This is a genomic window from Streptomyces sp. NPDC051909 (assembly GCF_040681095.1).
GTDB lineage: Bacteria > Actinomycetota > Actinomycetes > Streptomycetales > Streptomycetaceae > Streptomyces.
Window position 1 is genome coordinate 1 of the sequence record NZ_JBFAYA010000019.1, and the last position, 22686, is coordinate 22686.

The window sequence follows — 22686 nt, forward strand, 5'->3', positions numbered from 1 at the left end:
GGCGGGCCGGTGGTGGGTGAGCCCGGGTATCGCTCCGGAGGAGGGAGCCTTCGGGTCGGTGGGTGGGGGCTCGGCTTGTTCTCGGGGTGGGTGGGGCCGTGTCCGTCGTTGGGGGTGCGCGGGCGTGAAATGGGGCGGCCGGGCTCGGCCCGGCGACTGTCGGCCGCCGTCCGGCCGGGACTCATGCCCCGCTGGTCACCGCAGCATGCAAAGTCCGCAACCCGCAGCCGAGTTGGGACGAGTGGGACTCGTGTGACTGGTGAGGCGATCCAATTCCCATCCCCCACCGCGATTCCCGACTTTGCACGCCCAGCAGCCGTGCAGGCGCCTCCCGGACAACGCAAAGTCCGAGATCCACGCCCTCGGAAGAGACATGGGGGACTCCTGTGACTCTGAATCTTGGCCCTGGCGTGCTCTGGCGGTGCCAGCCAGGGACTGTCAGCAGTGGATGCCAGAATCCGCGACATGACGGAACTCGATGTGGTCTTCCTCAAGAACATCGATCCGGTCGTCGCGATCGCTCAGCTCGAAGCCGTCCTGACCGGCTGCAGCTATGAGGAGGCCGGCAAACGCCCGCACTCCGGACAGCTGCTGTCAGAGCCCTGGCTCAGAGAGCTCATGCCTCCGGCCGGCGGCTGTATTGCTGGTGGTCCCTGTGACTCACGTGTCCGGCACCGTTGTCCTTGTCCAGCAATTCGCCCCGCTGGCGGGTGGGGTAGGCGTCTCCGGTGAGGATGAGGACTGAGTAGCCCACATGGGCGGCTGTGACGCCGAGCCCGATGGCCGGGGGCGGCCGAGCAGGATCACGTCCTCGCACTGCCGGAGACCCGCCGGGTGGAACGAAGTCGGCGATCCGCAGCAGGGATGGGGCGAGGGCGAACTCCTGTGACTCCAGTGGCGGTCTGTGGCGGCAAAGGGCCCGCGTGAGCGGGGATTGCACGCCCGCGGCTCTCGCCTGCCTCTGCCGGGCGGTGCAAAGTCCCCAATCCCGGCCGCAGGTGGTACGGATGAGGCCTGTGTGACTCCAGAGGCGGCCACGCCACCCCGAGGCCTCGCGCGAGCGGGGTTTGCATCGCCCACCGGTCGTGACCAGCGGGGCGTGTGCCCCGGCTGGGGGATCGCCGTCGGCCGCTGAACTCGGAATGGGCACCCCATTCCACGCCCGCGCACCCCGAACCGGCGGGGGCGGACTGTCCAGCCTCGGCCACGACCCGAGCCCCCACCCGCCCAACGGGAGGGGACTCTCTCGGCGGAGCGATACCCGGGCTCACCCGCCACCGGTCCGCCATCCGCCTACGGCGGGACGGGCTACCCGGGGCTTTCCGCGTGGCCGGGCCCCCGGCCGCCCTCCGAGTGTGTAAAGGCTCCCGGAGACACCGGGTCAAGGGTGGCCGCAGGCCATCGCGGAGCGACGCGACCGAAGGGAGCGCCCTTGAGGCGGTGGTGGAGGGGGCCACACTCGGAGAGAGGGCGGCCACACCAGAAGCTCACCGGGGCCTCGGCCCCGAGCGCCTCAAGCCGCGCCCCCAGAAACGGCTCTAGAAAAAACTTCCCCGTGCGGTCACACGTACCGCCCGAGCGGTGTCAGTGCAGTGCGAGCGCGGGAAACGCCCGGTGCCGCACGAGCGAGGAGCCTGAGATGTCCACCACCGCCACCGTCGTGACCGCCGTCGCCGCCTTCATGGCCGGGTTCTCCGGGGCCGCGATCTTCTTCCGGGCGAAGTTCGTCGTCGAACCGCTTGCCGAGTACGGCGTCCCGCGCTCCACCTGGAACCTGCTCGGCGCCGCCAAGCTGGCCGGCGCCGTGGGTCTCCTCGTCGGCTACGCGATCCCGGTGATCGGGATCGCCGCCGCGATCGGACTCGTCCTGTACTTCGCGGGCGCGGTCATCACCGTCCTCCGTGCCCGCGCGTACGGGCACATCGCCTTCCCGCTGATGTACATGGCCCCGGCGGTCGCCGTCCTGGCGCTGGCGGCGTGACGATTCACAGGCTGTGGACGAACGTCTCCCACGCGGCGCGGTCGAAGACGACAGCGGGGCCCTCCGGGGCCTTGCTGTCACGTACGGGGACGAGGCCGGTCAGGCCCGAGGCGACCTCGACGCAGTCGCCTCCGTTGTTACCGCTGTAGCTGCTCTTGATCCACGTCACCATGGCGGTGTCCTCTCAGCTGCGGACGGAATCGACGAACGTCGCCCAGGCCGGGGCGGAGAGCACGAGCACCGGGCCGTTGGGCGTCTTGCTGTCACGTACGGGGACGAGGCCGGGGAATCCGGGGGCGACTTCGATGCAGTTTCCGCCGTTGTCCCCGCTGTAGCTGCTCTTGATCCAGATCGCCGCGCTCAGATCGTGCCGTTCCATGATGCCCGTACCCTTCCATCAAGTCGCTGATCAGCGTGGCGGATTCGCGGGCGGACAGAGCGTCGGCCCTCAGCCCATGATAGGTCCGGGCGTGCCGCGCCAAGGCGGCTGGATCATCGCTGAAGTGGCCGCTGTCGAGAGATTCCGAGTAGATCCATTCGTGCCCGTCGGGCAGCCTGATCAGCGACATCGAGGTGTTGGGACGGTGCAGTTCCGCGTCGTGGACTGGTGCCACCTGGATGAAGACGTTGGGGAGCCTGCCGACGTGCAGGAGGTGGGCGCACTGGACGCGCATGACGTCGGCGCCACCGATCGCGGTCCGCAGGCAGCTCTCATCCAGCACGACGGTGTACAGCGGGCCGTCCTCCGACAGGAATCGCTGTTGACGGCTCAACCTGGCACGTACGCGCTCTTCCAATTCCTCGCCGCTGATGGCACGAGCGAACAGGGCGTGCGCGTATTCCGGGGCCTGGAGCAGGCCTGGCATCACCGCGACTTGGTACTCGTGCAAGGCCACCGCCTTCGCGTCCATCTCCGCCCGCCGCCCGAACCAGTCCGGGTGCTGCACCTCCGGGTACCAGTCGATCCGCTCCCACAGACGGAATAACCTCTGCCCCGTCCCCAGAATCCTGTCGCACGCCTTCGCGAACGTGTCCGTCGGCACCCGCTTCGCCGCTTCCACCTTCGCCACCTGCGACCGGTCGCACGGCACCTGCCGCGCCAGCGCCTCTTGCGTCAGGCCCGCTGACTCCCTGTAGTGCCTGAGCAGTTCGCCGAACATCTCCGCCGTCGTCGCGGGCTCCACGCCCGCCTTCCCGCCCCGCTCGATCACCCGAACTCCCCCCTCGTGACAGCAGCCCTTGCCACGCGATCAGCGTTGTGGCCGCCCTCTCCATTGAGCAACGCTGGGAGCACACAGAGTAATCGCCCGATCGGGTGATCGAGTGAGTCCTGGGAGGAAAGGCGACATGGCAGGGTGCACGGGCGGCGGCGGTGCGTACGAGGGGCCGGAGCGTGGGGACTTCCTGTACGACGTGGTGGCGCGGAAGGTCGGGGAGTACCGGGGGGCGGCCGGGCCGTACGCGATGTTGCGGCCGATCGGGGGCGGGCGGGAGTGGCAGGCCGATCCGGAGAAGGTGCGGCCGGCCACTCGGGACGAGCGGATCGGCGCCGGGGTGCGGGCCGTGAACGAGCGGGCGAGCGCCGCGTACGAGCTGATGCGCCCGCCCGCGCCCGTACCGAGCTGCGCCGAGTGCGACGAGCTCGCGGCCTCCCGGGCCGCCGCCCGGGAGCGGTTCGACTGGAGCGCGGAGACCGACGCGAACGTCCTCCTCCGCCGGCATCAGGCCGATGTGCACCCGCTGCCCCGGCGGGAAATTCCCGCGCCCCCGCTTCCCTAGGAGTGCTAGCTTCCTTCCTAGAGATCCTAGGAAGGAAGACCCGCGAGCCATGGTCCGAGCCGGAATCACCCCCGACCTCCTCGTCCGCGCCGCCGCCGAACTGGCCGACGAGGCCGGGGGGATCGAGAAGGTCACCGTCTCCGCCCTCGCCCGGCGCTTCGGCGTCAAGGACGCGAGCCTCTACTCGCACATCAAGAACCTCCGCGACCTGCGCGTCCGGCTCGCCCTCCTCGCCTCGCGCGAGATGAACGAGGCCATCGGCGCCGCCGTGGCCGGACGCTCGGGGCGGGACGCGCTCGTCGCCTTCGCGGACGCCTACCGCGACTACGCGCTCGCCCACCCCGGCCGCTATGCGGCCACCCAGCAGCGGATCGAGCTCCACGAGGTGCAGGACACCGCCGTCTTCCAGCGCGCGGTCGAGCTGACGTACGGGATGCTGCGCGGCTACGGGCTCGCCGAGCCCGACCTCACCGACGCCGGGCGGCTGCTCCGCGCCACCTTCCACGGGTTCATCCACATCGAGCTGAGCGGCGGCTTCCAGCACACCCGGCCAGTCGTCGCGTCCTGGGCGCGCTCGCTCGACGCGCTGCACACCACACTCGAGAACTGGGGGAGCCGGAAGTGAACGACATCGGCCATGTGAAGGTGCCCGGAGCCACCCTCCGCTACGAGACGCGCGGCACCGGCCCCGTCCTCCTCCTCATCCCCGGCGGGGCCGGCGACGCCGGGATGTTCGAGGGGATGGCGGACCTCCTCGCGGACGCCGGGCACACGGTCGTCTCCTACGACCAGCGCGGACTGTCCCGCAGCCCGCTCGACGGGCCGCTCGACACGCCCCGCACCGACCAGCGGGTCGAGGAGTGGGGCGCGGACGCGCTCGCCGTCCTGGACGCCGTCACACCCGACCAGCCCGCGTACGTCTTCGGCAGCAGCTCCGGCGCCATCGTGGGCCTCGCGCTGCTCGCCGCCCGGCCCGACCGGGTGCGGCGGCTGGTCGCGCACGAGCCGCCGCTCGTGGAGCTGCTCGCCGACCCCGCCCCGTACCGCGCCCACTACGCGGAGGTGCGCGACCTGCTCCGTACGAAGGGGCTCGGAGCGGCCATGGCCCGGTTCGCGGAGTCGCCGGACGGACGGAAGCCGGAGGGTGAGCAGGAAGCGGGCACCGCCGAACTGCCGGCCGGCATCCGGCCGATGGCCGCCCGCATGGGCGCCAACATGCCCGTCTTCCTGGAGCATGTCCTCTGCCCCTTCTCCTCCTCCGCACCCGACATCGAGGGGCTGCGCGCCGCCGCCGGAAAGCTGGTCCTGGGCGTCGGCCGGGAGTCGGCGGACCAGGTCCCGCTGGCCTGGCCGACGCGGCGGCTCGCGGAGCTGACGGGGGCGGAGATCGTGGACTTCACCGGCGGACACCTGGGGTGCGTGACGCACCCCGAGGAGTTCGCCGGGCAACTCCTTCAGGCGCTCACCGCCAGGAGGCCGTGACCTTCTGCGTGTCCACGTGCATGCCGAGCGGCACCCGCCAGGAGTCCACGCAGACCGTGTAGGTCTGGGTACGGGTCGTCCCGGCCTGGATCGGCGCGGGGAGCGGCTGACTCGACGAGAGGGTCGCCCAGTCGATCCCGAGGGCGCCGATGACATGTGTCGCGAAGGTCACCGTGCCCGAACGGGCGGCCGTGCCACCGGTGTTGCGGAAGCCGACGGTGACGTTCTCGCACCAGCGCCTGTCCGTGTCGGTGAGCACGGGCGCGGAGAGCGTGAGGAGGGCGGGCTCCGGAGTCGGAGCCGGCGCCGGGGGCTTCGTGGGCGGCGCCGTGCTTGTCGGTGCGGGTGCCGGAGGAGCGGATGCCGGCGGCTTCGCGGGTGTCGCGGGCGTCGTCGCCGGGCTTCCCGGGGTACGGGGCGGGGCGGGCGCGCCGCTGACCGGGGGCGGCGCCGTGGCCGTACCGCCCGGCACCGTGCCCGTACGGCTTCCTGTGCCCGTATCGGAAGCCGGTGGTCCCGGCGACGGGCGGGAGGTGCTGGAGGTGAGTTCCGGGCCGGTGGCCTTCGGGTCCAGGGGGACGAGCGTCACGGCGCCCGACGGCTGTACGGCGCCCTTGGGGCCGGTCTGGCCGGCGCCGACCGCCGCGTACCCCTCGCCGTCGTCGCTGCCGCCGCACGCGGTCAGCGCCCCGCCGAGGCAGAGCGCGACCAGCGTGACCACCATGAGTCCCGGCCGTCGCTTCCGTCGCCACATGGCGGCAGTGTGTCTGATGCCATGTCAGTGAGGAAGGGAAACGCGGAACTTCGGTCCGCGATCAGTCCGCGATCAGTCCGCGATCAGGCCCTCGCGCAGCTGCGCCAGCGTCCGCGTCAGCAGCCGGGAGACGTGCATCTGCGAGATGCCGACCTCCTCGCCGATCTGCGACTGCGTCATGTTGGCGAAGAAGCGCAGCATGATGATCTGCCGCTCCCGGGGCGGGAGTTTGGCGAGCAGCGGCTTGAGCGACTCGCGGTACTCGACGCCCTCCAGGGCCGTGTCCTCGTAGCCCAGGCGGTCGGCGAGGGAGCCCTCGCCGCCGTCGTCCTCCGGGGACGGGGAGTCGAGCGAGGAGGCGGTGTACGCGTTGCCGACGGCGAGGCCGTCGACCACGTCCTCCTCCGACACCCCGAGCACGGCGGCGAGTTCGGGCACGGTGGGGGAGCGGTCGAGCTTCTGCGAGAGCTCGTCGCTGGCCTTGGTGAGGGCGAGCCGCAGCTCCTGGAGCCGGCGCGGCACGCGCACCGACCACGAGGTGTCGCGGAAGAAGCGCTTGATCTCGCCGACCACGGTCGGCATCGCGAACGTCGGGAATTCCACGCCGCGTTCGCAGTCGAAGCGGTCGATCGCCTTGATCAGGCCGATGGTGCCGACCTGGACGATGTCCTCCATCGGCTCGTTGCGGGAGCGGAAGCGGGCCGCCGCGTAGCGCACGAGGGGGAGGTTGAGCTCGATGAGGGTGTCGCGGACGTAGGTCCGCTCGGGGCTGTCCGCGGCGGCGCCCTCCTCGTCCAGGGCGCGCAGCCGCAGGAACAGGGAGCGGGAGAGGGTGCGGGTGTCGAGGGTCCCCGGGGTGACGGTGGGCTGCGTGACGGCGGCCTCCGCGACGGGAGTTGTGTCGGGAGTGGTCACGTCCGTCGTGGCCTCGGCCGCCGCGAGCGCGGGCGTCGTGTCCTCCGCCGTCGAGCGGTCGGCGGCGGTCGGTGCCGTCGTCTGCGTGGGCATGGGCGTGGGCGTGAGCGTGAGCACCTTCGAGCTGCCCTGTTCTGCGGACATGCCACCCCCTTTGAGGTCGCGGACGGTCGTGTCGGCCACGACCATCTGAGGAACGCAGCCTCCACCTGAATACCGGAGGCGGGGCTGCGCCAAACGCGGTTCCAGCAGAATGTCACATGTCGGCAACGCGCTGTAGTGACTTGTCGACATGGAGTCGGTGAATATCCGCAGGAAACAAGGGGTGTGCGGCATTTGGGAGGGTGGGAAACCGCCCTGAAACGGTCTACCCGTTCCGGTTACGCCTCGATCCGATTTGCGGATCTCAATCGGGCGAAGCTCCGGGCGAGGAGCCTTGACACGTGCATCTGTGAGACGCCGAGCTCCTGGCTGATCTGAGACTGGGTCAAGTTGCTGTAGTAGCGCAGCATCAGGATCCGCTGCTCGCGCTCGGGGAGCTGGACGAGCAGATGCCGTACGAGGTCGCGGTGCTCGACCCCGGCGAGCGCGGGGTCCTCGTAACCGAGCCGGTCGAGCAGGCCGGGCAGCCCGTCGCCCTCCTGGGCCGCCTCCAGGGAGGTGGCGTGGTAGGAGCGGCCGGCCTCGATGCAGGCGAGCACCTCGTCCTCGCCGATCTTCAGCCGCTCGGCGATCTCGGCGGTGGTGGGGGAGCGGCCGTGGGCCGTGGTGAGGTCCTCGGTGGCGCCGTTGACCTGGACCCACAACTCGTGGAGCCGGCGCGGGACGTGGACGGTGCGCACGTTGTCCCGGAAGTAGCGCTTGATCTCGCCGACCACGGTCGGCATCGCGAAGGTCGGGAACTGGACGCCGCGGTCCGGGTCGAAGCGGTCGATGGCGTTGATCAGGCCGATGGTGCCGACCTGGACCACGTCCTCCATCGGCTCGTTGCGGCTGCGGAAGCGGGCGGCGGCGTAGCGCACGAGGGGGAGGTTGGCCTCGATCAGCGCCCCGCGCACCCGGTGGTGCTCGGCGCTGCCCGGCTCCAGGTTCTTGAGCTCCCCGAAGAGCACCTGGGTGAGGGCGCGGGTGTCGGCGCCGCGGGTGCTCTGGGGGCGGGGGCGCGGGGGTTCCGCCGGCCCGGCGATGGAGCCGGTGGGCCGGGACGTCCCGGAGGCCCCGGACATCCCGGAGGCCCCTACGGACCCGGCCTCGTTCTGGGGCTGGGGCGGGACTTGAGGCGCTGCACTGGCCGGCACGTTCACGCCACCCCTTCACGTCAACTTCGGTCGACTCATCCGTCAAAAGCGGTCATAGCATCACAAGACATGTCCACTGTGTGCAAGCACCGCATAACGACGTGTTGAGGGTGGGTGTGCGGGGTAAGCATCCGGGCCCCCCGCCGGTGTCGGCGAGGGGCCCGAATGGGGGCCGAAGCGGGAGCGAGGAGGTCAGCCCTCGATCTCGTAGTCGGCGATGACCCACGTGGAGAACTCGCGCCACATGCCCACGCCCGCCTGGTGTGCGGGGTGGTCCAGGTAGCGCTGCAGGGCGTCGCGGTCGGCGACGGCGGAGTTGATGGCGAAGTCGTACGCGATCGGCCGGTCGGTGATGTTCCAGTCGCACTCCCAGAACTTCAGCTCCGGGATCTGCGCCCCGAGGGCGCGGAAGGCCTCGACGCCGGCGACGACACGCGGCTCGTCCCGCTGCACGCCGTCGTTGAGCTTGAAGAGGACCAGATGGCGGATCACTGTCGTCTCCTAATTCACGAGCTCGGTCATGAACTGACCGACTCCTTGAGCGGCGCTCGATATTCCCTCGAACCCTACCTGGACGAGGTCCGCCGCCCGGGCGGGTGACGTGATGATCGTGTACAGCACAAAGACCACGACCGCATAGAGCGCGATCTTCTTCGCCTGCGCCATCCGTCTGCCCTCCCCTTGAGCCGCCCCTGAGCGGTCGCCGAGTCTAGCCGAGCCCTGTTTGCGCGACCTTTGGCTCGGCCTTCATGGACCAAGGGCCCGCGGATCGGGGTCTTTCGCCGACCTCCGGAAGGGTGGCGGACGCGCAGGATGGATGTCGAGCCCGGCGGATCTGGCAGGAATCCGCGGGGCTGTGGGACCGGCCCTCACTGCGGGGTCCGCGCCGCGAGCTTTCCCCCTGACTGCGGTGCCGGACCTGTGGGATCGGTCCTCATCGGGGGGAGCGGCTTGTCCCCCCGATGCCGCTCCCCCCGGCCGAACCCCTTCATGTGTGGCATGCACATGGCTACGCTGCGGATGTGTGACGAGCACTCCTGAGGACGACCGGTCCGACCGGTCCGACCCGTCCGACCGGTACGACAGGTCCGCCGAGTCAGCCGGGCACGACGAGTCAGCCGGGTACGACGAGGCGGGGTACGAGGACCAGTACGGGTACGGGTACGAGGGCGAGGAGCCCGCCCGCGCGTACGCCTCCGGGCGCGACATGTACGTCGCCGAGGGCGACTTCCACCTCTACGTCCAGGAGCCCGACGGCTCCGAGACGCACCTCACCGACGGCCCGGTCACCGACGACTGCCCCTATCCCGGCCTCGCCGCCTTCACCGCCGACCGGGCCGAGCACTACTTCGGCCGGACCCGGCTCCGTACCGAACTCTGCGAGCGACTCGCCGAATGCCACGCAGCCCGCACCCCGCTGGTCGTCGTCGCCCCCTCCGGCGCCGGCAAGACCTCGCTGCTCCAGGCCGGACTGTGGCAGGACCTCGACCACGCCCGGGTCCCCGTGCCCGGCGCGCGCCACTGGCCCCGGCTGCTGCTCACCCCCACGGCCCGCCCCGTACGGGAACTGACCGCCCCTCCTCGAACTCGCGGGCCTCGACGATTCCCCGGATCCGGACCCGGATCCGGACGTCGGCTTCGGTGCGTTGTCCGAGGCGTTACGGAGGAAGATCGGCCCCGACCGCCGCGTCCTGCTCGTCGTCGACCAGGCCGAGGAACTGTTCACCCTCTGCACCGACGCCGCCGAACGGCAGGCCTTCACCGACCTCCTCTCCCGCCTCGCCGATCCCGGCCCCGACCCGGGCGAAACCGCCCCGCTCGCCCTCGTCGTGCTCGCCCTGCGCGCCGACTTCTACGCCCACTGCGCCGAACTGCCCTGGCTGCGTGCCGCCGTCCAGAACGGACAGCTCCTCCTCGGCCCGCTGTCCCGCGAGGAACTCCTCGACGCGATCCGCCTGCCCGCCCGCGCGGCCGGTCTCCGGCTCGAACCCGGCCTGGTCGACCTCCTCGTCTCCGACTTCGGCGCCCGCCGCGGCCTCGTCGAGCCCGGCGCGCTCCCGCTGCTCGCGCACGCCCTGCGCGCCACCTGGCAGAACCGGCAGGGCCGGCTGCTCACCGTCGCCGGCTACACCGGCACCGGCGGGGTCGCGCACGCCCTCGGCAACAGCGCCGACCAGGTGTACGAGGGGCTCGGCGAGGCCGCCCAGGGCATCGCCCGGCGGCTCTTTCTCGGCCTCGTCGCCATCGGCGAGGACGGCGACGGCGTCCTCGCCGACGGGCGCCGCCGGATCCGCCGCGACCAGTTGCTCGCCGGGGTGCCCGACCGCGAGACGGCCGAGGCGGTGCTCGCCGCGTTCACCGCGCGCCGACTCCTGGTGCAGGAGCGCGAGACGGTCTCGCTCACCCACGAGGCGCTGCTCACCGCCTGGCCCACCCTGCACGCCTGGATCAACGACGACAGGCCCCGCAACCTGCTCCTCCAGGACCTCGACGCCGCCGCCCGCGCCTGGCAGGGCGCAGGCCGCGAGCCCGACGCGCTCTACCGGGGCAAGCCGCTCGACCGGGCTCTGGAGGCGGCCCCCGAGCCGCCGGACCCGGCCGAGGACGACCTGCTGCGCCGGGACTTCCTGAACGCCTCCGTGCGGCTGCGGAAGCGTTCCGTACGGATCCGGCGCCGGATCGTCGCGGTCCTGGTCGCCCTCGTGCTCGTCGCCGGGACGGCCGCCGTCCTCGCCGTCCGCCAGAGCGGTACGGCCGAGACCGAGCAGCGCGCGGCCCTCGCCGCCCGCATCACCGCCCAGGCCGACGGTCTCCGCACGGCGGACCCGGCGCTCGCGGCCCGGCTCGACCTGGTGGCGCACCGGCTGGCGCCGCGCGCGGCGACGACGATGAACCTGTACGTGGATGCCAACGCGGTGCTGCCGCGCCAGGTGCCGGGCTTCCGGCGCATGGTGACCGGCACGGCGTACCGGCCGGACGGCCGGGTGTTCGCCGCGGTGGACGTCGGCGGCCTGATCAGACTGTGGGACGTCGCCGATCCGACCCGGTCGCCCAGCGAGCTCGGGAAGCCGCTCGAAGCCGGTCTCGGGGGTGAGGTCGGCTTCAGTCCGGACGGTCGGCTCCTGACTGCCACTTCCCGCTTCTTCCCGGCCAAGCTGTGGAACGTCACCGACCCTGCCCGGCCCGTCCCCGTCGAGCTGCCGCGCGGCGCCGCCGGCCGCGGCGGAGGCACGCTCGCCTTCGCCCGCGACGGCCGCACGCTCTTCGGCAGCGGCCCCCAGGGCCGCATGCTCGCGTGGAACGTGACCGATCCGGCCCGCGCAGTGCTGCTGCCCCGCTCGACCCTCTCCCTGAACGGCGCCCCCAGGGCCTTCGGCCCGGACGGCCGCACCCTCGCGGGGACCAGCGGCGACTCCACCGTACGGATCTGGGACCTGGCCCACCCGGACCGCGCGCCCGCCGCCCTCGTACCGCCGAACGCGCGGGACGAGTACCACCGGACGGCGTACCGGCCGGACGGGCGCTATCTCGCACTCTCCAACGGCAACCAGGTGTGGGTGTGGGACCTCGCGGACCCCGCCCGTCCCCGGCGGATGCGCTACTACCTGCCGACCGTCGGGCGGGACGTGACCTCGCTGGCCTTCAGCCCGGACGGGCAGACGCTCGTCGTCGCCGACAACGCCCGGACCGTACGCCTGTGGAACTTCGCCGACCCCGCGGACGTCAAGGGCCGCCCGTCCCTGCCCGTGCCGCCGTCCTCCGTCCGTGGACTGACGTTCACGCCGGACGGGCGCACCCTGGCCGCCGGTACGGAGACCGGACCCGTCATGCTCTGGCGCCTGCCGGACGCGGCTCTCCCGCCCGCCGCGTACGACACCCGCACGCTCTCCTACGCCCCGGGCGGGCGGCGCCTCGCCACCGGCGGCGGCGACGGCACGGTCCGCCTGTGGAGCCTCGCCGGTCCGGACCGCCGTGCCCGGGTCGTCGGCACCCTGTCCGCCGGTACGGGAACGGTGGCCGCCCTGGCCTTCGGGCCGGACGGGCGCAGCCTCACCGTGGGCTCGTGGGACGGAGACGACCGCCGGGTCTCCCGCTGGGACGTCACCGACCCCGGCCGGCCACGGCGGCTCGCCGAACGCGCGGCCGACGGCGACGGGCGGGCGCCCGCGATCAGCCCGGACGGGGGTACCGCCGTCGTAGAGGGAGAGGACGAGGTGGTGGTGTGGGACCTCGAAGGGCCGGAAGGGCCTCCGGCGCCCGACCGGCCGCTGAAGACGGGTGACGGCGGGGCCGAGTCACTGGCCGTCAGCTCCGGCGCGCGGGTCATCGGTGTCGGGCACGACGACGGCGACTTCTCGCTGTGGACGGGCGGCTCGGGACCGTCCCCGGTCGTCCGGGTGCCCGGCATCGTCCCCGGCATGCCGGCCCCGCAGGTCCTGGCGCTCTCCCCGGACGGGCGGGCGCTCGCCAAGGCCGACCATGCCACCCTCACCACCTGGGAGCTCGCCGACCCGGCGCGGCCGGTCGCCCGTGGCTCCGTCACCGGCGGCGGTGACGTGGAGTCCCTGGCCTTCGGCCCGGGCGGCGACGTCCTCGCGGTGGGGGACGCCGACGGGACGGTCCGCTTCGCCGACCCGGCGAACGCCACGGCCCTCAGCCGCCCCCTGTCCGGCGGCGTCGGCCGCGTCACCGCCCTCGCCTTCGCCCCCGACGGCCGCACCCTCGCCGCGGGCGGGCCGGGCCTGCCCGTACGCCTCTGGTCCACGGACCCGCAGGCGGCGGCCCGTTGGATCTGCGCGGGCACCGACGTCCTCACTCCGGCCCAATGGGCCCAGTACGTCCCGGGTTTGCCCTACGACCCGCCCTGCCGCGAGGAAGGCTGAGGAGGAATGAAAAAACCTCCCCGAACCGCGTTTCCGCGATTCGGGGAGGTTTTCTGGCGGTAGCGGAGGGATTTGAACCCTCGGTGAGTTTCCCCACACTCGCTTTCGAGGCGAGCTCCTTCGGCCGCTCGGACACGCTACCGAGAGAGAGCTTAGCCCAAAGGCGCCGTGGACTGAAATCCGTATCCCGCAGCAGGCCAGGGGCGGTGCCCACGGCCAGGTCAGCGGTCCCGGAAGAAGCGGGTCAGGCGGTCCGAGCACTCCGTCTCCAGGACGCCCTGGATCACCTCGGGGCGGTGGTTGAGACGTCGGTCGCGGACCAGGTCCCAGAGGGAGCCGGTGGCGCCGGCCTTCTCGTCGAAGGCGCCGAAGACCACCCGTTCGACCCGCGCCTGGACGAGCGCGCCCGCGCACATCACGCAGGGCTCCAGGGTCACCACGAGCGTGCAGCCGGTCAGCCGCCACTCGCCGGTCGCCGCAGCGGCCCGCCGCAGGGCGAGGATCTCGGCGTGGGCGGTCGGGTCGCCGATGGCCTCGCGCTCGTTGTGGCCGCGGGCGAGGACCGTACCGTCCGGGGACAGCACGACCGCGCCGACCGGCACGTCACCGGCCGCCGCGGCCAGCTCGCCCTCGGCGAGGGCGAGCCGCATGGGCTCCCGCCAGGGGTCCCGTACGGGATCCGGGCCCCGTACAGGATCCGAGTCCCGTACGGGATCCGAGGCCTTCACGCGATCCGAGTCCCCGCCGGGATCCGCGCCCGCGCCCGCGTCCACGCCGGGGCCTGCGCCGGGGCCTTGTACTGCGAACGCCACTAGCGCACGGCCTCCAGGATGTCCGAGGCGCCGATGGCGTCGGCGATCTCGCCGAGGGCGTCCTCGGTCAGGTCGATCAGGTCGCGCTCGGTCATGCCGAGGTCGGCCAGGATCAGGCCCTCGCCGAGCGGCCCGGCCGGGGCGATGCCGGCGGTGGCCGCCGCGTCGTCGTCCTCGTCCTCGTGCTCCGGCTCGCCGTCCTCGGTGCCGTCCAGGTCGGTGAGTTCGTCGAGCGCGCCGTCCCGGTCGTCGTCGCCGAGGAGTTCCGAGGTGAGGATCTCCCCGTAGGAGGAGCGGGCCGCGGCGGCCGCGTTCGAGACGAAGACCCGGGGGTCGTCCTCGCCGTCGACGCGGACGACGCCGAACCACGCGTCCTCCTGCTCGATGAAGACGATCACCGTTTCCCCGTCGTCGGCGGCGGACTCACGGGCCAGATCGGCCAGGTCCGCCAGCGTCTCCACGTTGTCGAGCTCGATATCGCTCGCTTCCCACCCGTCTTCGGTGCGCGCGAGCAGTGCGGCGAAGTACACCTGACTCTCCCACTGATCAGAGGTGTGATGATCCGGCGGCGCGCTCCTGATGCCCCGCCCAATCGGCATCGTGACAGAAACCTCGCCGTCAGGAGAGGTCTTCGGCTCTTGCGTCGTGCATCAGTCTGAACGACGCCCGGATCGGGCGGGCGTGCGACCCCGGCGCACGGAGGGGGCGCACGGTGATCGCCGCCCGGGGGCCACCGCGCCGTCGCCGTACGGCCACCACCTGGGTGTACGGACGGCCCGGTTGCGGCTCGGTCAGGGCTCTCACCACCGGAAGGTGCGCATCCGCATCGCCTGCCGCATGCGCGCCGCCCGGGCGCGCCGCGGCTGCACGCGGTCGCGCAGCGCCTTCGCCTCGTTCAGCTCGCGCAGGAACTGCGCGCGGCGCCTGCGGCGCTCCGCGTCCGTCTCCGGCCTGTCCGGTTCATCCGGTCCGGCTCGTCCGTCCGGCCCGGCTCGTCCGGCTCGTCCGGCTCGTCCGGCTGGTCCGTCTCGTCTGTCGGGCATGGACACACCACCCACCACCGCGTGACACGGGTCCCTGTAGCCCCCACCTTCCCCCTCCCGCACGGGTTGACGCCAGTCCTCGGCCGGGTCCCGGCTACTGTTGGGGCATGCGTCTCCACGTCGTCGATCACCCGCTGGTCGCCCACAAGCTCACCACCCTGCGCGACAAGCGCACGGACTCCGCCACCTTCCGCCGGCTCGCCGACGAGTTGGTCACCCTGCTCGCCTACGAGGCGACCAGGGACGTGCGGACCGAGCAGGTCGACATCGAGACCCCTGTGACGCCGACGACCGGCGTGAAGCTGTCGTACCCGCGGCCGCTGGTGGTCCCGATCCTGCGGGCCGGTCTGGGCATGCTCGACGGCATGGTGCGGCTGCTGCCCACCGCCGAGGTCGGCTTCCTGGGCATGATCCGCAACGAGGAGACGCTGGAGGCGTCGACGTACGCGACGCGGATGCCGGAGGACCTGTCCGGCCGCCAGGTGTACGTCCTCGACCCGATGCTCGCGACCGGCGGCACGCTCGTCGCGGCCATCCAGGAGCTGATCAAGCGCGGCGCCGACGACGTGACGGCGGTCGTGCTGCTCGCCGCCCCGGAGGGCGTCGAGGTCATGGAGCGCGAGCTGGCGGGCACGCCGGTGACCGTCGTGACCGCCTCGGTCGACGAGCGGCTCAACGAGCACGGCTACATCGTGCCGGGCCTCGGCGACGCGGGTGACCGCATGTACGGCTCCGCCGAGTAGTTCCCGGACCCGGGTCCGTACCCGTAAGGGCTCTCAGCAGCGGCCCGGCACCGGCTTCGGCTTGTTGAGCGCCACGAGCGCCGCGTCCGCCGCCGCCTTCGGGTCGAGCGTCTTGAAGGCCGTGCCGATGATCAGGTCGACGTCCGCCGTGGTGCGGGCGTCGACCTTCGTCGTGGCGCCCTTCAGCTGTGTGCCGACCACGGAGAAGGCGCCCTTGGCGGCTCCGGGGGAGCCGAGCAGCAGCCCGGAGCCGGGGACCTTCTTGTCGTAGGCGACCGGCGCGTTGCCCACCTTGCCGATGACGAAGCCGCGCTTCTTCAGCTCGTCCGCGGTCGACTTGGCGAGCCCGGCGCGCGGGGTCGCGTTGTAGACGTTGACCGTGATCTGGGCGGGCTTGGGCAGCGGGGCGCCGGCGGTCTGCGCGCTCGGCGTGGGCTTGGGCGCGGCCTTGCAGTCGGCCTGTTTGCCGGCGGCGGTGGTGGTGGTCTTCTCGTCGCCGCCGGAGAAGACGTCGACGAGCTGCAGCGTCCCCCAGCCGGCCGCGCCGAGCACGACCACGGCGGCCGCGGCCCCGAGGATGATCCTGCGCCGGCGGTGGGGGCGGCGCATGCGGGGGTAGACATCCCCCGTGATGCGGTACTTTCCGCCCATTCCGGGGGGAGTGAGCATGCTCATGAACGCAGCGTAATGCCGCCCGTGGAGGATGCCTACTGGATGATCATGTGATCGCGTCCGGATGGGCGCGAAGAGGCCCCGAAAGGATCACCCGGAAAGGGCCGTCCGAGGCGGTCCGGAGGCCGCCCGAGGCCGTCCGAGGCCGTCCGAAGGTGCGAGGCGGGCGCGGCTCAGTCCATTTCGAGCACGCGCGCGTGCAGGACCTGCCGCTGCTGGAGCGCGGCCCGGACCGCGCGGTGCAGTCCGTCCTCCAGGTAGAGATCGCCCCGCCACTTCACGACATGCGCGAAGAGGTCGCCGTAGAACGTCGAGTCCTCGGCGAGCAGCGTCTCCAGGTCCAGCTGGCCCTTGGTGGTCACCAGCTGGTCGAGGCGGACCGGGCGCGGTGCCACGTCCGCCCACTGCCGGGTGCTTTCCCGGCCGTGGTCGGGATACGGCCGGCCGTTTCCGATGCGCTTGAAGATCACACGGAAAGCCTACCGGGCAAGCGGCTCCCGGCGCAGCCACGCGGACCCGGTGCGATGCTGGGGCAAACCGGGACGAAGGGGCACAAGATGAGCGAGCGTGAGCAGCCCTGGGCGGACATCGCCGCCGGGTACGCCTTCGACGGCCCCGCCCTCGATCTGGGCGCGCTGCTCTGGGACGGTACGTGTCATCCGGACGCTCAGGTCCGCATCCCGCTCCCGATGCTCAACCGGCACGGTCTGGTGGCCGGCGCGACCGGCACCGGCAAGACCAAGACGCTCCAGCTGATCGCCGAGCAGCTGTCCGCGAACGGCGTGCCCGTCTTCCTCGCCGACATCAAGGGCGACGTCTCCGGGATCGCCGCGCCCGGCGCGGACGGCGAGAAGGTGCGCGAGCGGGCGGGGCAGGTCGGCCAGGAGTGGCAGGCGACCGGCTTCCCCTGCGAGTTCTACGCCCTCGGCGGCCCCGGCACCGGCTCCGGCTCTGGCTCTGTCCCCGGCACCGGCTCTGTCCCCGGCACCGGCACTGGCACCGGCACCAGCACCGGCATCCCGATCCGGGCCACCGTGACCAGCTTCGGACCCCTGCTCCTGTCGAAGGTGCTCCAGCTCAACCAGACCCAGGAGCAGTCCCTCGGGCTGATCTTCCACTACGCCGACGGCAAGGGCCTGGAGCTGGTCGACCTCAAGGACCTGCGGGCGGTCGTCGCCTTCCTGGTCTCCGACACCGGCAAGGCGGAACTGAAGGGGATCGGCGGTCTGTCGACGGTGACCGCCGGGGTGATCCTGCGCGCGATCACCGCCTTCGAGCAGCAGGGCGCGGGCGCGTTCTTCGGGGAGCCGGAGTTCGACACGAGCGAGTTCCTGCGCACGGCTCCGGAGGACGGGCGCGGCATCGTCTCCGTACTCGAACTGCCCGCCGTACAGGACAAGCCGCAGCTGTTCTCGACCTTCCTGATGTGGCTGCTCGCCGATCTGTACGGGGACCTGCCGGAGGTCGGCGACCTCGACAAGCCCAAGCTGGTCTTCTTCTTCGACGAGGCGCACCTGCTGTTCAACGGGGCGTCGAAGGCGTTCCTGGAGTCGATCACGCAGACCGTGCGGCTGATCCGTTCCAAGGGCGTCGGGGTGTTCTTCGTGACGCAGACCCCGAAGGACGTGCCGGGTGACGTCCTCGCGCAGCTCGGCAACCGGGTGCAGCACGCGCTGCGCGCCTTCACCCCGGACGACGCCAAGGCGCTGAAGGCGACCGTACGGACCTTCCCGAACTCGGCGTACGACCTGGAGGAGGTGCTCACCGGGCTCGGTACGGGCGAGGCGGTGATCACCGTGCTCAGCGAGAAGGGTGCCCCGACCCCGGTGGCGGCGACCCGGCTGCGCGCCCCGCAGTCGCTGATGGGGCCGGTCCCGGCGCCCGAGCTTGAGGCGGCGGTGAAGGGCTCGCCGCTGTACGGGCGGTACGCGGAGGCCGTGGACCGCGAGTCGGCGTACGAGAAGCTGACGGCCGAGCAGCAGGCGGCGGAGGCGGAGGCGCTGCGGGCGGCGGAGCAGGCCGCGGCGGAGAAGGAGACCGCGAGGGCTCCGCGGCAGAAGGAGGAGCCCTCGCTCGCTCAACAGGTGGTCGGGAGTGGCCTGTTCAAGTCACTCGCGCGGTCGGTCGGCACCCAGCTGGGCCGGGAGATCAGCCGCTCGATCTTCGGTACCGCGCGACGCAGGCGCTGACGTCGACTACTCCGTGACCTCGTCGTGGTCGCCGTGCAGACCGCCGCCGCTGCCCGCGTCACCGGTCGTCGGAACGGAGACGACGGGCTTCTTGAGGGAGCTGATGTCGTGGGCGTAGGTGCCCACGGCGTTGGCGATGACGTCGATGTTGATGTCGAAGGCGGTCATGTCGATGTTCGTGATGTCGTCGCCCGCGGCGTGGTAGTTCACGTCGTACGCGACCCCCGCCTCGCCGCCGAACTTCTCGGCCTGGCCCGCGGTCTTGACGCCCTCGGCGCCGGTGAAGGTGCCGCCGGAGGGGATGCCGGCCTCGATGAACGGCCCGTAGTCGGAGCGGCCGGTGAAGTCGGTGCCCTCGTGCGGGGTGCCGTTCCTGTCCATGAAGTTCGTGATGTCGCGCTCCAGCTGGGCGGAGCCCTCGGGGCCGGCGCCCGCGCCGACGCCGTCGGAGTTGTCGCCGTCGTAGACGAAGAGTCCGTAGTTCGGCGAGGCGATCATGTCGAAGTTGAGGTAGAGCTTGATCTCCTTCCTGCCGAGGGCGCTCAGGTTGGTGACGTAGTGGTCGGAGCCGAGCAGGCCGACCTCCTCGGCGGACCACCAGGCGAAGCGCACCTTGTTGCGGACCTTGTCCTTGTCCTTGCCCTGGGCCTTGGCGAGTTCCAGGGCGGTCTGGAGGAGGCCGGCGGAGCCGGAGCCGTTGTCGTTGATGCCGGGGCCGGCGGTGACGGAGTCGAGGTGGGCGCCGAGCATCACGGTGTTGGCGGCGTTGCCGCCCTTGGTCTCCGCGATGACGTTGTTGGTGGACCGCTCCTCCTGGAACTGGCGGATCTCGAAGGAGAGGTTCACCGGGCCCTTGGCGAGGTCGGCGGCGAGCTTCTCGCCCTCCGCCTGGGTGATGCCGCCGGTCGGGATCCTGCCGGAGGCGACGTCGCCGAGGGTGCCGGAGAGGACGCCCTCGACGTTGTTGTAGACGATCGCGCCGACGGCGCCGGCCGCGGCGGCGTTCTGCTGCTTGACGGCGAAGGTGCAGCCGCCGCGCTTGATCAGGGCGATCTTGCCGGTGAACGCGCCGGCGGCGAAGTCGCCCGGCTCGCAGCCGTTGGTGCCGTCCGCGTCGACCGGGGCGGCTGCCAGGTCGGCCTTGATGCCGCCGACCGGGGTCGACTTCGTGTACGACATCGCCCGGATCGGCAGGTCGCGCGCGGCGGGGGAGACGACGGCGGCCTTCTCGGCGAGCGTCTTGATGTAGACGAAGTCGAACTTCTGGTACGTGACGGCGTAGCCGGCCTTCTTGAGCTGCGCGTACACATACGCGGCGGAGGCGTCGTGGCCGAGGGTGCCGGCCGCGCGGTTGCCTTCGGCCGAGTCGGCTATCGCCTGGAACTTCTGCAGGTGCTTGTAGGCGTCCTGGGCGGACGTCTCGCGGACCAGCTTCCTCGCGAGCCTGGCGGCGTCGCGGGCCTCCGCGGCCCCGGGTTCGGGGGTGGCGGTGGCGGGCGCGGCGAGCATCAGCGGGGTGGCGAGTGCTGCGACGGCCAGAACGGCGGCCGCTCTGCGCTGGGATGCGTTCACAGAAGTCCTTCCCGGTGCGTACGAGGTGCGTACGAGGTTGAGGGGAAGTTAGCGATCGCCGGGGGACTCTGTGAACACCTCGCACGCAATTCCTGTCAGGCAGCACAGGATTGACATGGGGAATTCTCAATTCCCTTTGGGTGGAGACGATTTCGCCGCCTTGGCGGCGGCCTTCATCTCCTGCTTGTGGGCGCGCACCTTCGCCAGGGAGTCCGGGCCGGTGATGTCGGCGGCCGAGCGATAGCAGTCCTTCTCGCCGTACGGGCCCGCCGCCTCCCGCCAGCCCTTCGGCCCGACCCCGTACTGCTTGCCGAGCAGCGCCAGGAAGATCTGCGCCTTCTGCCTGCCGAAGCCGGGCAGCGCCTCCAGACGGGCGAGCAGTTCCTTGCCGCTCGCCGCGTCACGCCAGACGGCCTCCGCGTCGCCGTCGTACTCGTCGACGAGGAAGCGGCACAGCTGCTGGATCCGCTTGGCCATGGACCCGGGGTAGCGGTGCACGGCCGGTTTCTCGGAGAGCAGGGCGGCGAAGGCCTCCGGCTCCCGGGCGGCGATCTCGTGCGCGTCCAGGTCGTCGTGGCCCATGCGGGTGGCGATCGTGTACGGGCCCGAGAACGCCCACTCCATCGGCACCTGCTGGTCGAGGAGCATGCCGACCAGCGCGGCGAGCGGGGAGCGGCCGAGGAGCTCGTCGGCGTCCGGCTGCTGGGCGAGGTGGATCACGGGAGTCACAGGGCTCATGTTTCGATGATCCGGCGGGCCGGCCGCGCCCGCCCGGTGGCTCACCCTGTCGGCTCACCCTGTCGGCTCACCCTTCCGGCTCACCCTTCCGGCTCACCCTTCCCGTCCTTCGCGAAGCGTTCGAGGGCGGTCATCACCCGTTCGCGCGTCTCGGCGCCGCCCAGGTGCCCGGCGCTCTCCACCACGTACAGCTCGGCGTCCGGCCATCCCTTGACCAGCTCCCACGCGGTGATCAGCGGCCCGCCCATGTCGAGCCGGCCGTGCACGAGGACCCCGGGGATGCCGGCGAGCCGGTGCGCGTCGCGGATCAGCGCGCCCTCCTCCAGGAAGGCGCCCTGCGAGAAATAGTGCGCGCAGATCCGGACCATGGCGAGCCGGGCGGCGTCGGGCCGGTCGGCGTACGGGGTGCCCTGGCCCTCCATGGACAGGACGGCGTCCTCCCAGGTGCACCAGTCGTTCGCCGCCCGCTCCCGTACGGCGGGGTCGGGGTCGCTCATCCGGGCCGCGTAGGCGGCGAGGAGGTCGGGGGTCGCGGTGCCGTCGGGCGCGCCGACGGCGGCCCGGAAGCGGTCGTGGGCCTCGGGGAAGTAGCGGCCGACCCCGCCGTACAGCCAGGCGGTCTCGGAGCGGCGGGTGGTGGTCACGCTCGCGAGGACGATCTCGCCGACCCGGGCCGGGTGGGCCTCGGCGTAGGCCAGGATCAGGGTCGAGCCCCAGGAGCCGCCGTAGAGCAGCCAGCGGTCGATACCGAGGTGCTCGCGCAGCCGCTCCATGTCGGCGACCAGGTGGGCGGTGGTGTTCGTGGCGAGGTCGGCGGCCGGATCGCTCGCGTGCGGGGTGGAGCGGCCGCAGCCGCGCTGGTCGAACTGCACGATCCGGTAGACGGCCGGGTCGAAGACCCGGCGCGCGTTCGGCGAGGAGCCGGAGCCGGGGCCGCCGTGCACGACCAGCGCGGGCTTCCCGGCGGGGTTGCCGGCGACGGACCAGAAGACGCGGTTGCCGTCGCCGACGTCGAGCAGGCCGGAGTCGTACGGCGCGAGCTCGGGGAAGAGGGGGCGGGGTTCGGGCGTGGGAGTGGATTCCGGTGCGGGGGCGGATTCCGGTGCGGGAGTGGATTCCGGTGCGCGGGCGTATTCCGGTGCGGGGGTGGATTCCGGTGCGGTGGCCATCCGGCCGACGCTACCGGGTGCCCCCGAGCCGCACCGCCGGGTTTTCGCACCAGGCGAGGACATCCGGCCACGCGCCGTACCCGTGGTCGGGATTGAGGTGCCCGCCGCCCGGTACGTGGTCGAGGTCGAGCCCGAGCGGAATCCCGTAGGGGAGGTCGGCGCCCTCGGCGCAGTACGGGTCGCCGTCCCCGTACACGAGCCGGGTCGGTGTCCCCGATGCCGTCAGGAGGGTGCGTACGGCGTCGAGGTCGAGGCCGTCCGCGAACTCGGCGATCTCCGGGATCGAGGCGGTGACCTGCGGCGACGGCGGTGCGACGAGCAGCACCCGGTCGGCCTCGGGCGCCCGGCCGGCGGCGACGGCGCGCAGCCACAGCAGGACGCCGAGGCTGTGCGCGAGCACGACGAACTCGCCCTTGCCCTTGCCCTCGCCCTTGCCCTCGGCCTGGATTCCGGCGGGCCGCTTCCCGTGCTCCTCAAGGGCCGTCAGCCAGTCCGCGAGGCGGGGCGCGTCGGGCTCGGGCAGCTGCGGATAGCGCACCTCGTGCCCGCGCTCGGCCAGCGCGCCGGCCAGCCAGTGCTGCCAGTGGCCGGGCGGACGGTGGTTCTGGAAGCCGTGGAGGACGAGGTAGGCGTTCATGGCTCAGATCGTGGGGGTG

24 protein-coding genes, 1 tRNA gene and 1 pseudogene are annotated in these 22686 nt (G+C 72.0%); 8 read left to right on the forward strand and 18 right to left on the reverse strand.

All coding sequences use genetic code 11. From position 1 onward, the window contains the following. Positions 1 to 1639 precede the first annotated feature (1639 nt). Positions 1640 to 1981 carry a DoxX family protein gene (locus AB0M18_RS26760; protein WP_365762302.1) on the forward strand — a complete coding sequence of 114 codons (342 nt, stop codon included), beginning with the start codon at positions 1640 to 1642 and terminating at the stop codon, positions 1979 to 1981. Between the two features lie 4 nt (positions 1982 to 1985). On the opposite strand, the gene AB0M18_RS26765 is transcribed toward AB0M18_RS26760, so the two are convergent. From AB0M18_RS26765 to AB0M18_RS26775, 3 genes are read right to left on the reverse strand one after another with little or no spacing between them, the layout of a single operon-like run. Next, positions 1986 to 2153: a DUF397 domain-containing protein gene (locus AB0M18_RS26765; protein WP_365762304.1), complete on the reverse strand. Its 168-nt coding sequence runs from the start codon at positions 2151 to 2153 to the stop codon at positions 1986 to 1988. Between the two features lie 12 nt (positions 2154 to 2165). Beyond that, on the reverse strand, positions 2166 to 2288 hold the full coding sequence (locus tag AB0M18_RS26770; RefSeq protein ID WP_365762479.1) for a DUF397 domain-containing protein: 123 nt from the start codon (positions 2286 to 2288) through the stop codon (positions 2166 to 2168). Beyond that, on the reverse strand, positions 2245 to 3141 hold the full coding sequence (locus AB0M18_RS26775; RefSeq protein WP_365762481.1) for a helix-turn-helix transcriptional regulator: 897 nt from the start codon (positions 3139 to 3141) through the stop codon (positions 2245 to 2247). Before AB0M18_RS26775 ends, AB0M18_RS26770 begins: the two co-directional genes overlap by 44 nt. A gap of 187 nt (positions 3142 to 3328) precedes the next feature. Here AB0M18_RS26775 and AB0M18_RS26780 point away from each other — a divergent pair, with 187 nt between their 5' ends. From AB0M18_RS26780 to AB0M18_RS26790, 3 genes are read left to right on the forward strand one after another with little or no spacing between them, the layout of a single operon-like run. Beyond that, positions 3329 to 3760 (forward strand): hypothetical protein, encoded by a 432-nt coding sequence (locus AB0M18_RS26780; RefSeq protein WP_365762306.1) that lies wholly within the window; start codon positions 3329 to 3331, stop codon positions 3758 to 3760. 49 nt (positions 3761 to 3809) lie between these two features. Beyond that, entirely contained in the window at positions 3810 to 4385 is a 576-nt protein-coding gene (locus AB0M18_RS26785; protein ID WP_365762308.1) for a WHG domain-containing protein, read from the forward strand. Next, a complete protein-coding gene (locus tag AB0M18_RS26790; RefSeq protein WP_365762310.1) occupies positions 4382 to 5242 on the forward strand; it encodes an alpha/beta hydrolase in 861 nt (286 codons plus the stop codon). The genes AB0M18_RS26785 and AB0M18_RS26790 overlap by 4 nt, the downstream gene beginning before the upstream one ends. Here AB0M18_RS26790 and AB0M18_RS26795 read toward each other — a convergent pair. The 5 genes from AB0M18_RS26795 to AB0M18_RS26815 all read right to left on the reverse strand — a co-directional run bounded on the left by AB0M18_RS26795 (position 5223) and on the right by AB0M18_RS26815 (position 8875). After that, positions 5223 to 5996 carry a hypothetical protein gene (locus tag AB0M18_RS26795; protein WP_365762312.1) on the reverse strand — a complete coding sequence of 258 codons (774 nt, stop codon included), beginning with the start codon at positions 5994 to 5996 and terminating at the stop codon, positions 5223 to 5225. The two genes, AB0M18_RS26790 and AB0M18_RS26795, sit on opposite strands and share 20 nt — an antisense overlap. Before the next feature lie 72 nt (positions 5997 to 6068). Beyond that, positions 6069 to 7055: an RNA polymerase sigma factor SigF gene (locus AB0M18_RS26800; protein WP_365762314.1), complete on the reverse strand. Its 987-nt coding sequence runs from the start codon at positions 7053 to 7055 to the stop codon at positions 6069 to 6071. A 236-nt stretch (positions 7056 to 7291) separates the two neighbouring features. Then, positions 7292 to 8209 carry an RNA polymerase sigma factor SigF gene (locus AB0M18_RS26805; protein ID WP_365762316.1) on the reverse strand — a complete coding sequence of 306 codons (918 nt, stop codon included), beginning with the start codon at positions 8207 to 8209 and terminating at the stop codon, positions 7292 to 7294. A 192-nt stretch (positions 8210 to 8401) separates the two neighbouring features. After that, positions 8402 to 8701, reverse strand: coding sequence for a Dabb family protein (locus tag AB0M18_RS26810; protein ID WP_365762318.1), 300 nt, complete (start codon positions 8699 to 8701; stop codon positions 8402 to 8404). A 9-nt stretch (positions 8702 to 8710) separates the two neighbouring features. Further along, positions 8711 to 8875 carry a hypothetical protein gene (locus AB0M18_RS26815; protein ID WP_164986384.1) on the reverse strand — a complete coding sequence of 55 codons (165 nt, stop codon included), beginning with the start codon at positions 8873 to 8875 and terminating at the stop codon, positions 8711 to 8713. A 541-nt stretch (positions 8876 to 9416) separates the two neighbouring features. Between AB0M18_RS26815 and AB0M18_RS26820 the strand changes: the two are divergent. Continuing rightward, positions 9417 to 9725: pseudogene (locus tag AB0M18_RS26820) on the forward strand (hypothetical protein); the annotation flags it as partial. 130 nt (positions 9726 to 9855) lie between these two features. Then, a complete protein-coding gene (locus AB0M18_RS26825; protein ID WP_365762320.1) occupies positions 9856 to 13092 on the forward strand; it encodes a WD40 repeat domain-containing protein in 3237 nt (1078 codons plus the stop codon). Between the two features lie 54 nt (positions 13093 to 13146). Here AB0M18_RS26825 and AB0M18_RS26830 read toward each other — a convergent pair. The 4 genes from AB0M18_RS26830 to AB0M18_RS26845 form a co-directional block, all read right to left on the reverse strand. Next, positions 13147 to 13234: transfer RNA gene (locus AB0M18_RS26830), tRNA-Ser, on the reverse strand. Between the two features lie 79 nt (positions 13235 to 13313). Then, positions 13314 to 13742 carry a tRNA adenosine(34) deaminase TadA gene (gene tadA, locus AB0M18_RS26835; protein ID WP_365762483.1) on the reverse strand — a complete coding sequence of 143 codons (429 nt, stop codon included), beginning with the start codon at positions 13740 to 13742 and terminating at the stop codon, positions 13314 to 13316. 161 nt (positions 13743 to 13903) lie between these two features. Beyond that, positions 13904 to 14434, reverse strand: coding sequence for a hypothetical protein (locus AB0M18_RS26840; RefSeq protein WP_365762322.1), 531 nt, complete (start codon positions 14432 to 14434; stop codon positions 13904 to 13906). Between the two features lie 270 nt (positions 14435 to 14704). Further along, a complete protein-coding gene (locus AB0M18_RS26845; RefSeq protein WP_365762324.1) occupies positions 14705 to 14947 on the reverse strand; it encodes a hypothetical protein in 243 nt (80 codons plus the stop codon). Positions 14948 to 15054: 107 nt separating this feature from the next. Here AB0M18_RS26845 and upp point away from each other — a divergent pair, with 107 nt between their 5' ends. Then, positions 15055 to 15690 carry a uracil phosphoribosyltransferase gene (upp, locus tag AB0M18_RS26850; RefSeq protein ID WP_073811943.1) on the forward strand — a complete coding sequence of 212 codons (636 nt, stop codon included), beginning with the start codon at positions 15055 to 15057 and terminating at the stop codon, positions 15688 to 15690. A gap of 33 nt (positions 15691 to 15723) precedes the next feature. Here the strand turns inward: upp and AB0M18_RS26855 are convergent, their stop codons facing one another. Together AB0M18_RS26855 and AB0M18_RS26860 are read right to left on the reverse strand one after the other, a co-directional pair. Next, entirely contained in the window at positions 15724 to 16365 is a 642-nt protein-coding gene (locus tag AB0M18_RS26855) for a LytR C-terminal domain-containing protein (RefSeq protein WP_365762326.1), read from the reverse strand. A 170-nt stretch (positions 16366 to 16535) separates the two neighbouring features. Next, on the reverse strand, positions 16536 to 16832 hold the full coding sequence (locus tag AB0M18_RS26860) for a type II toxin-antitoxin system VapB family antitoxin (RefSeq protein ID WP_009067182.1): 297 nt from the start codon (positions 16830 to 16832) through the stop codon (positions 16536 to 16538). Positions 16833 to 16919: 87 nt separating this feature from the next. On the opposite strand from AB0M18_RS26860, the gene AB0M18_RS26865 reads away from it, so the two are divergent. Next, positions 16920 to 18551, forward strand: a complete 1632-nt coding sequence (locus AB0M18_RS26865) for a helicase HerA-like domain-containing protein (protein ID WP_365762329.1) — start codon at positions 16920 to 16922, stop codon at positions 18549 to 18551. Positions 18552 to 18557: 6 nt separating this feature from the next. Here the strand turns inward: AB0M18_RS26865 and AB0M18_RS26870 are convergent, their stop codons facing one another. The 4 genes from AB0M18_RS26870 to AB0M18_RS26885 all read right to left on the reverse strand — a co-directional run bounded on the left by AB0M18_RS26870 (position 18558) and on the right by AB0M18_RS26885 (position 22667). Beyond that, on the reverse strand, positions 18558 to 20123 hold the full coding sequence (locus AB0M18_RS26870) for a M28 family metallopeptidase (protein ID WP_365762331.1): 1566 nt from the start codon (positions 20121 to 20123) through the stop codon (positions 18558 to 18560). 126 nt (positions 20124 to 20249) lie between these two features. After that, positions 20250 to 20852 carry an HhH-GPD-type base excision DNA repair protein gene (locus AB0M18_RS26875; RefSeq protein WP_365762485.1) on the reverse strand — a complete coding sequence of 201 codons (603 nt, stop codon included), beginning with the start codon at positions 20850 to 20852 and terminating at the stop codon, positions 20250 to 20252. An 89-nt stretch (positions 20853 to 20941) separates the two neighbouring features. Continuing rightward, the gene (gene pip / locus AB0M18_RS26880) at positions 20942 to 22030 is read right to left on the reverse strand and encodes a prolyl aminopeptidase (RefSeq protein WP_365762333.1); all 1089 of its coding nucleotides are present in this window, start codon (positions 22028 to 22030) and stop codon (positions 20942 to 20944) included. A gap of 10 nt (positions 22031 to 22040) precedes the next feature. Further along, a complete protein-coding gene (locus AB0M18_RS26885; RefSeq protein ID WP_365762335.1) occupies positions 22041 to 22667 on the reverse strand; it encodes an alpha/beta hydrolase in 627 nt (208 codons plus the stop codon). Positions 22668 to 22686: the final 19 nt, after the last annotated feature.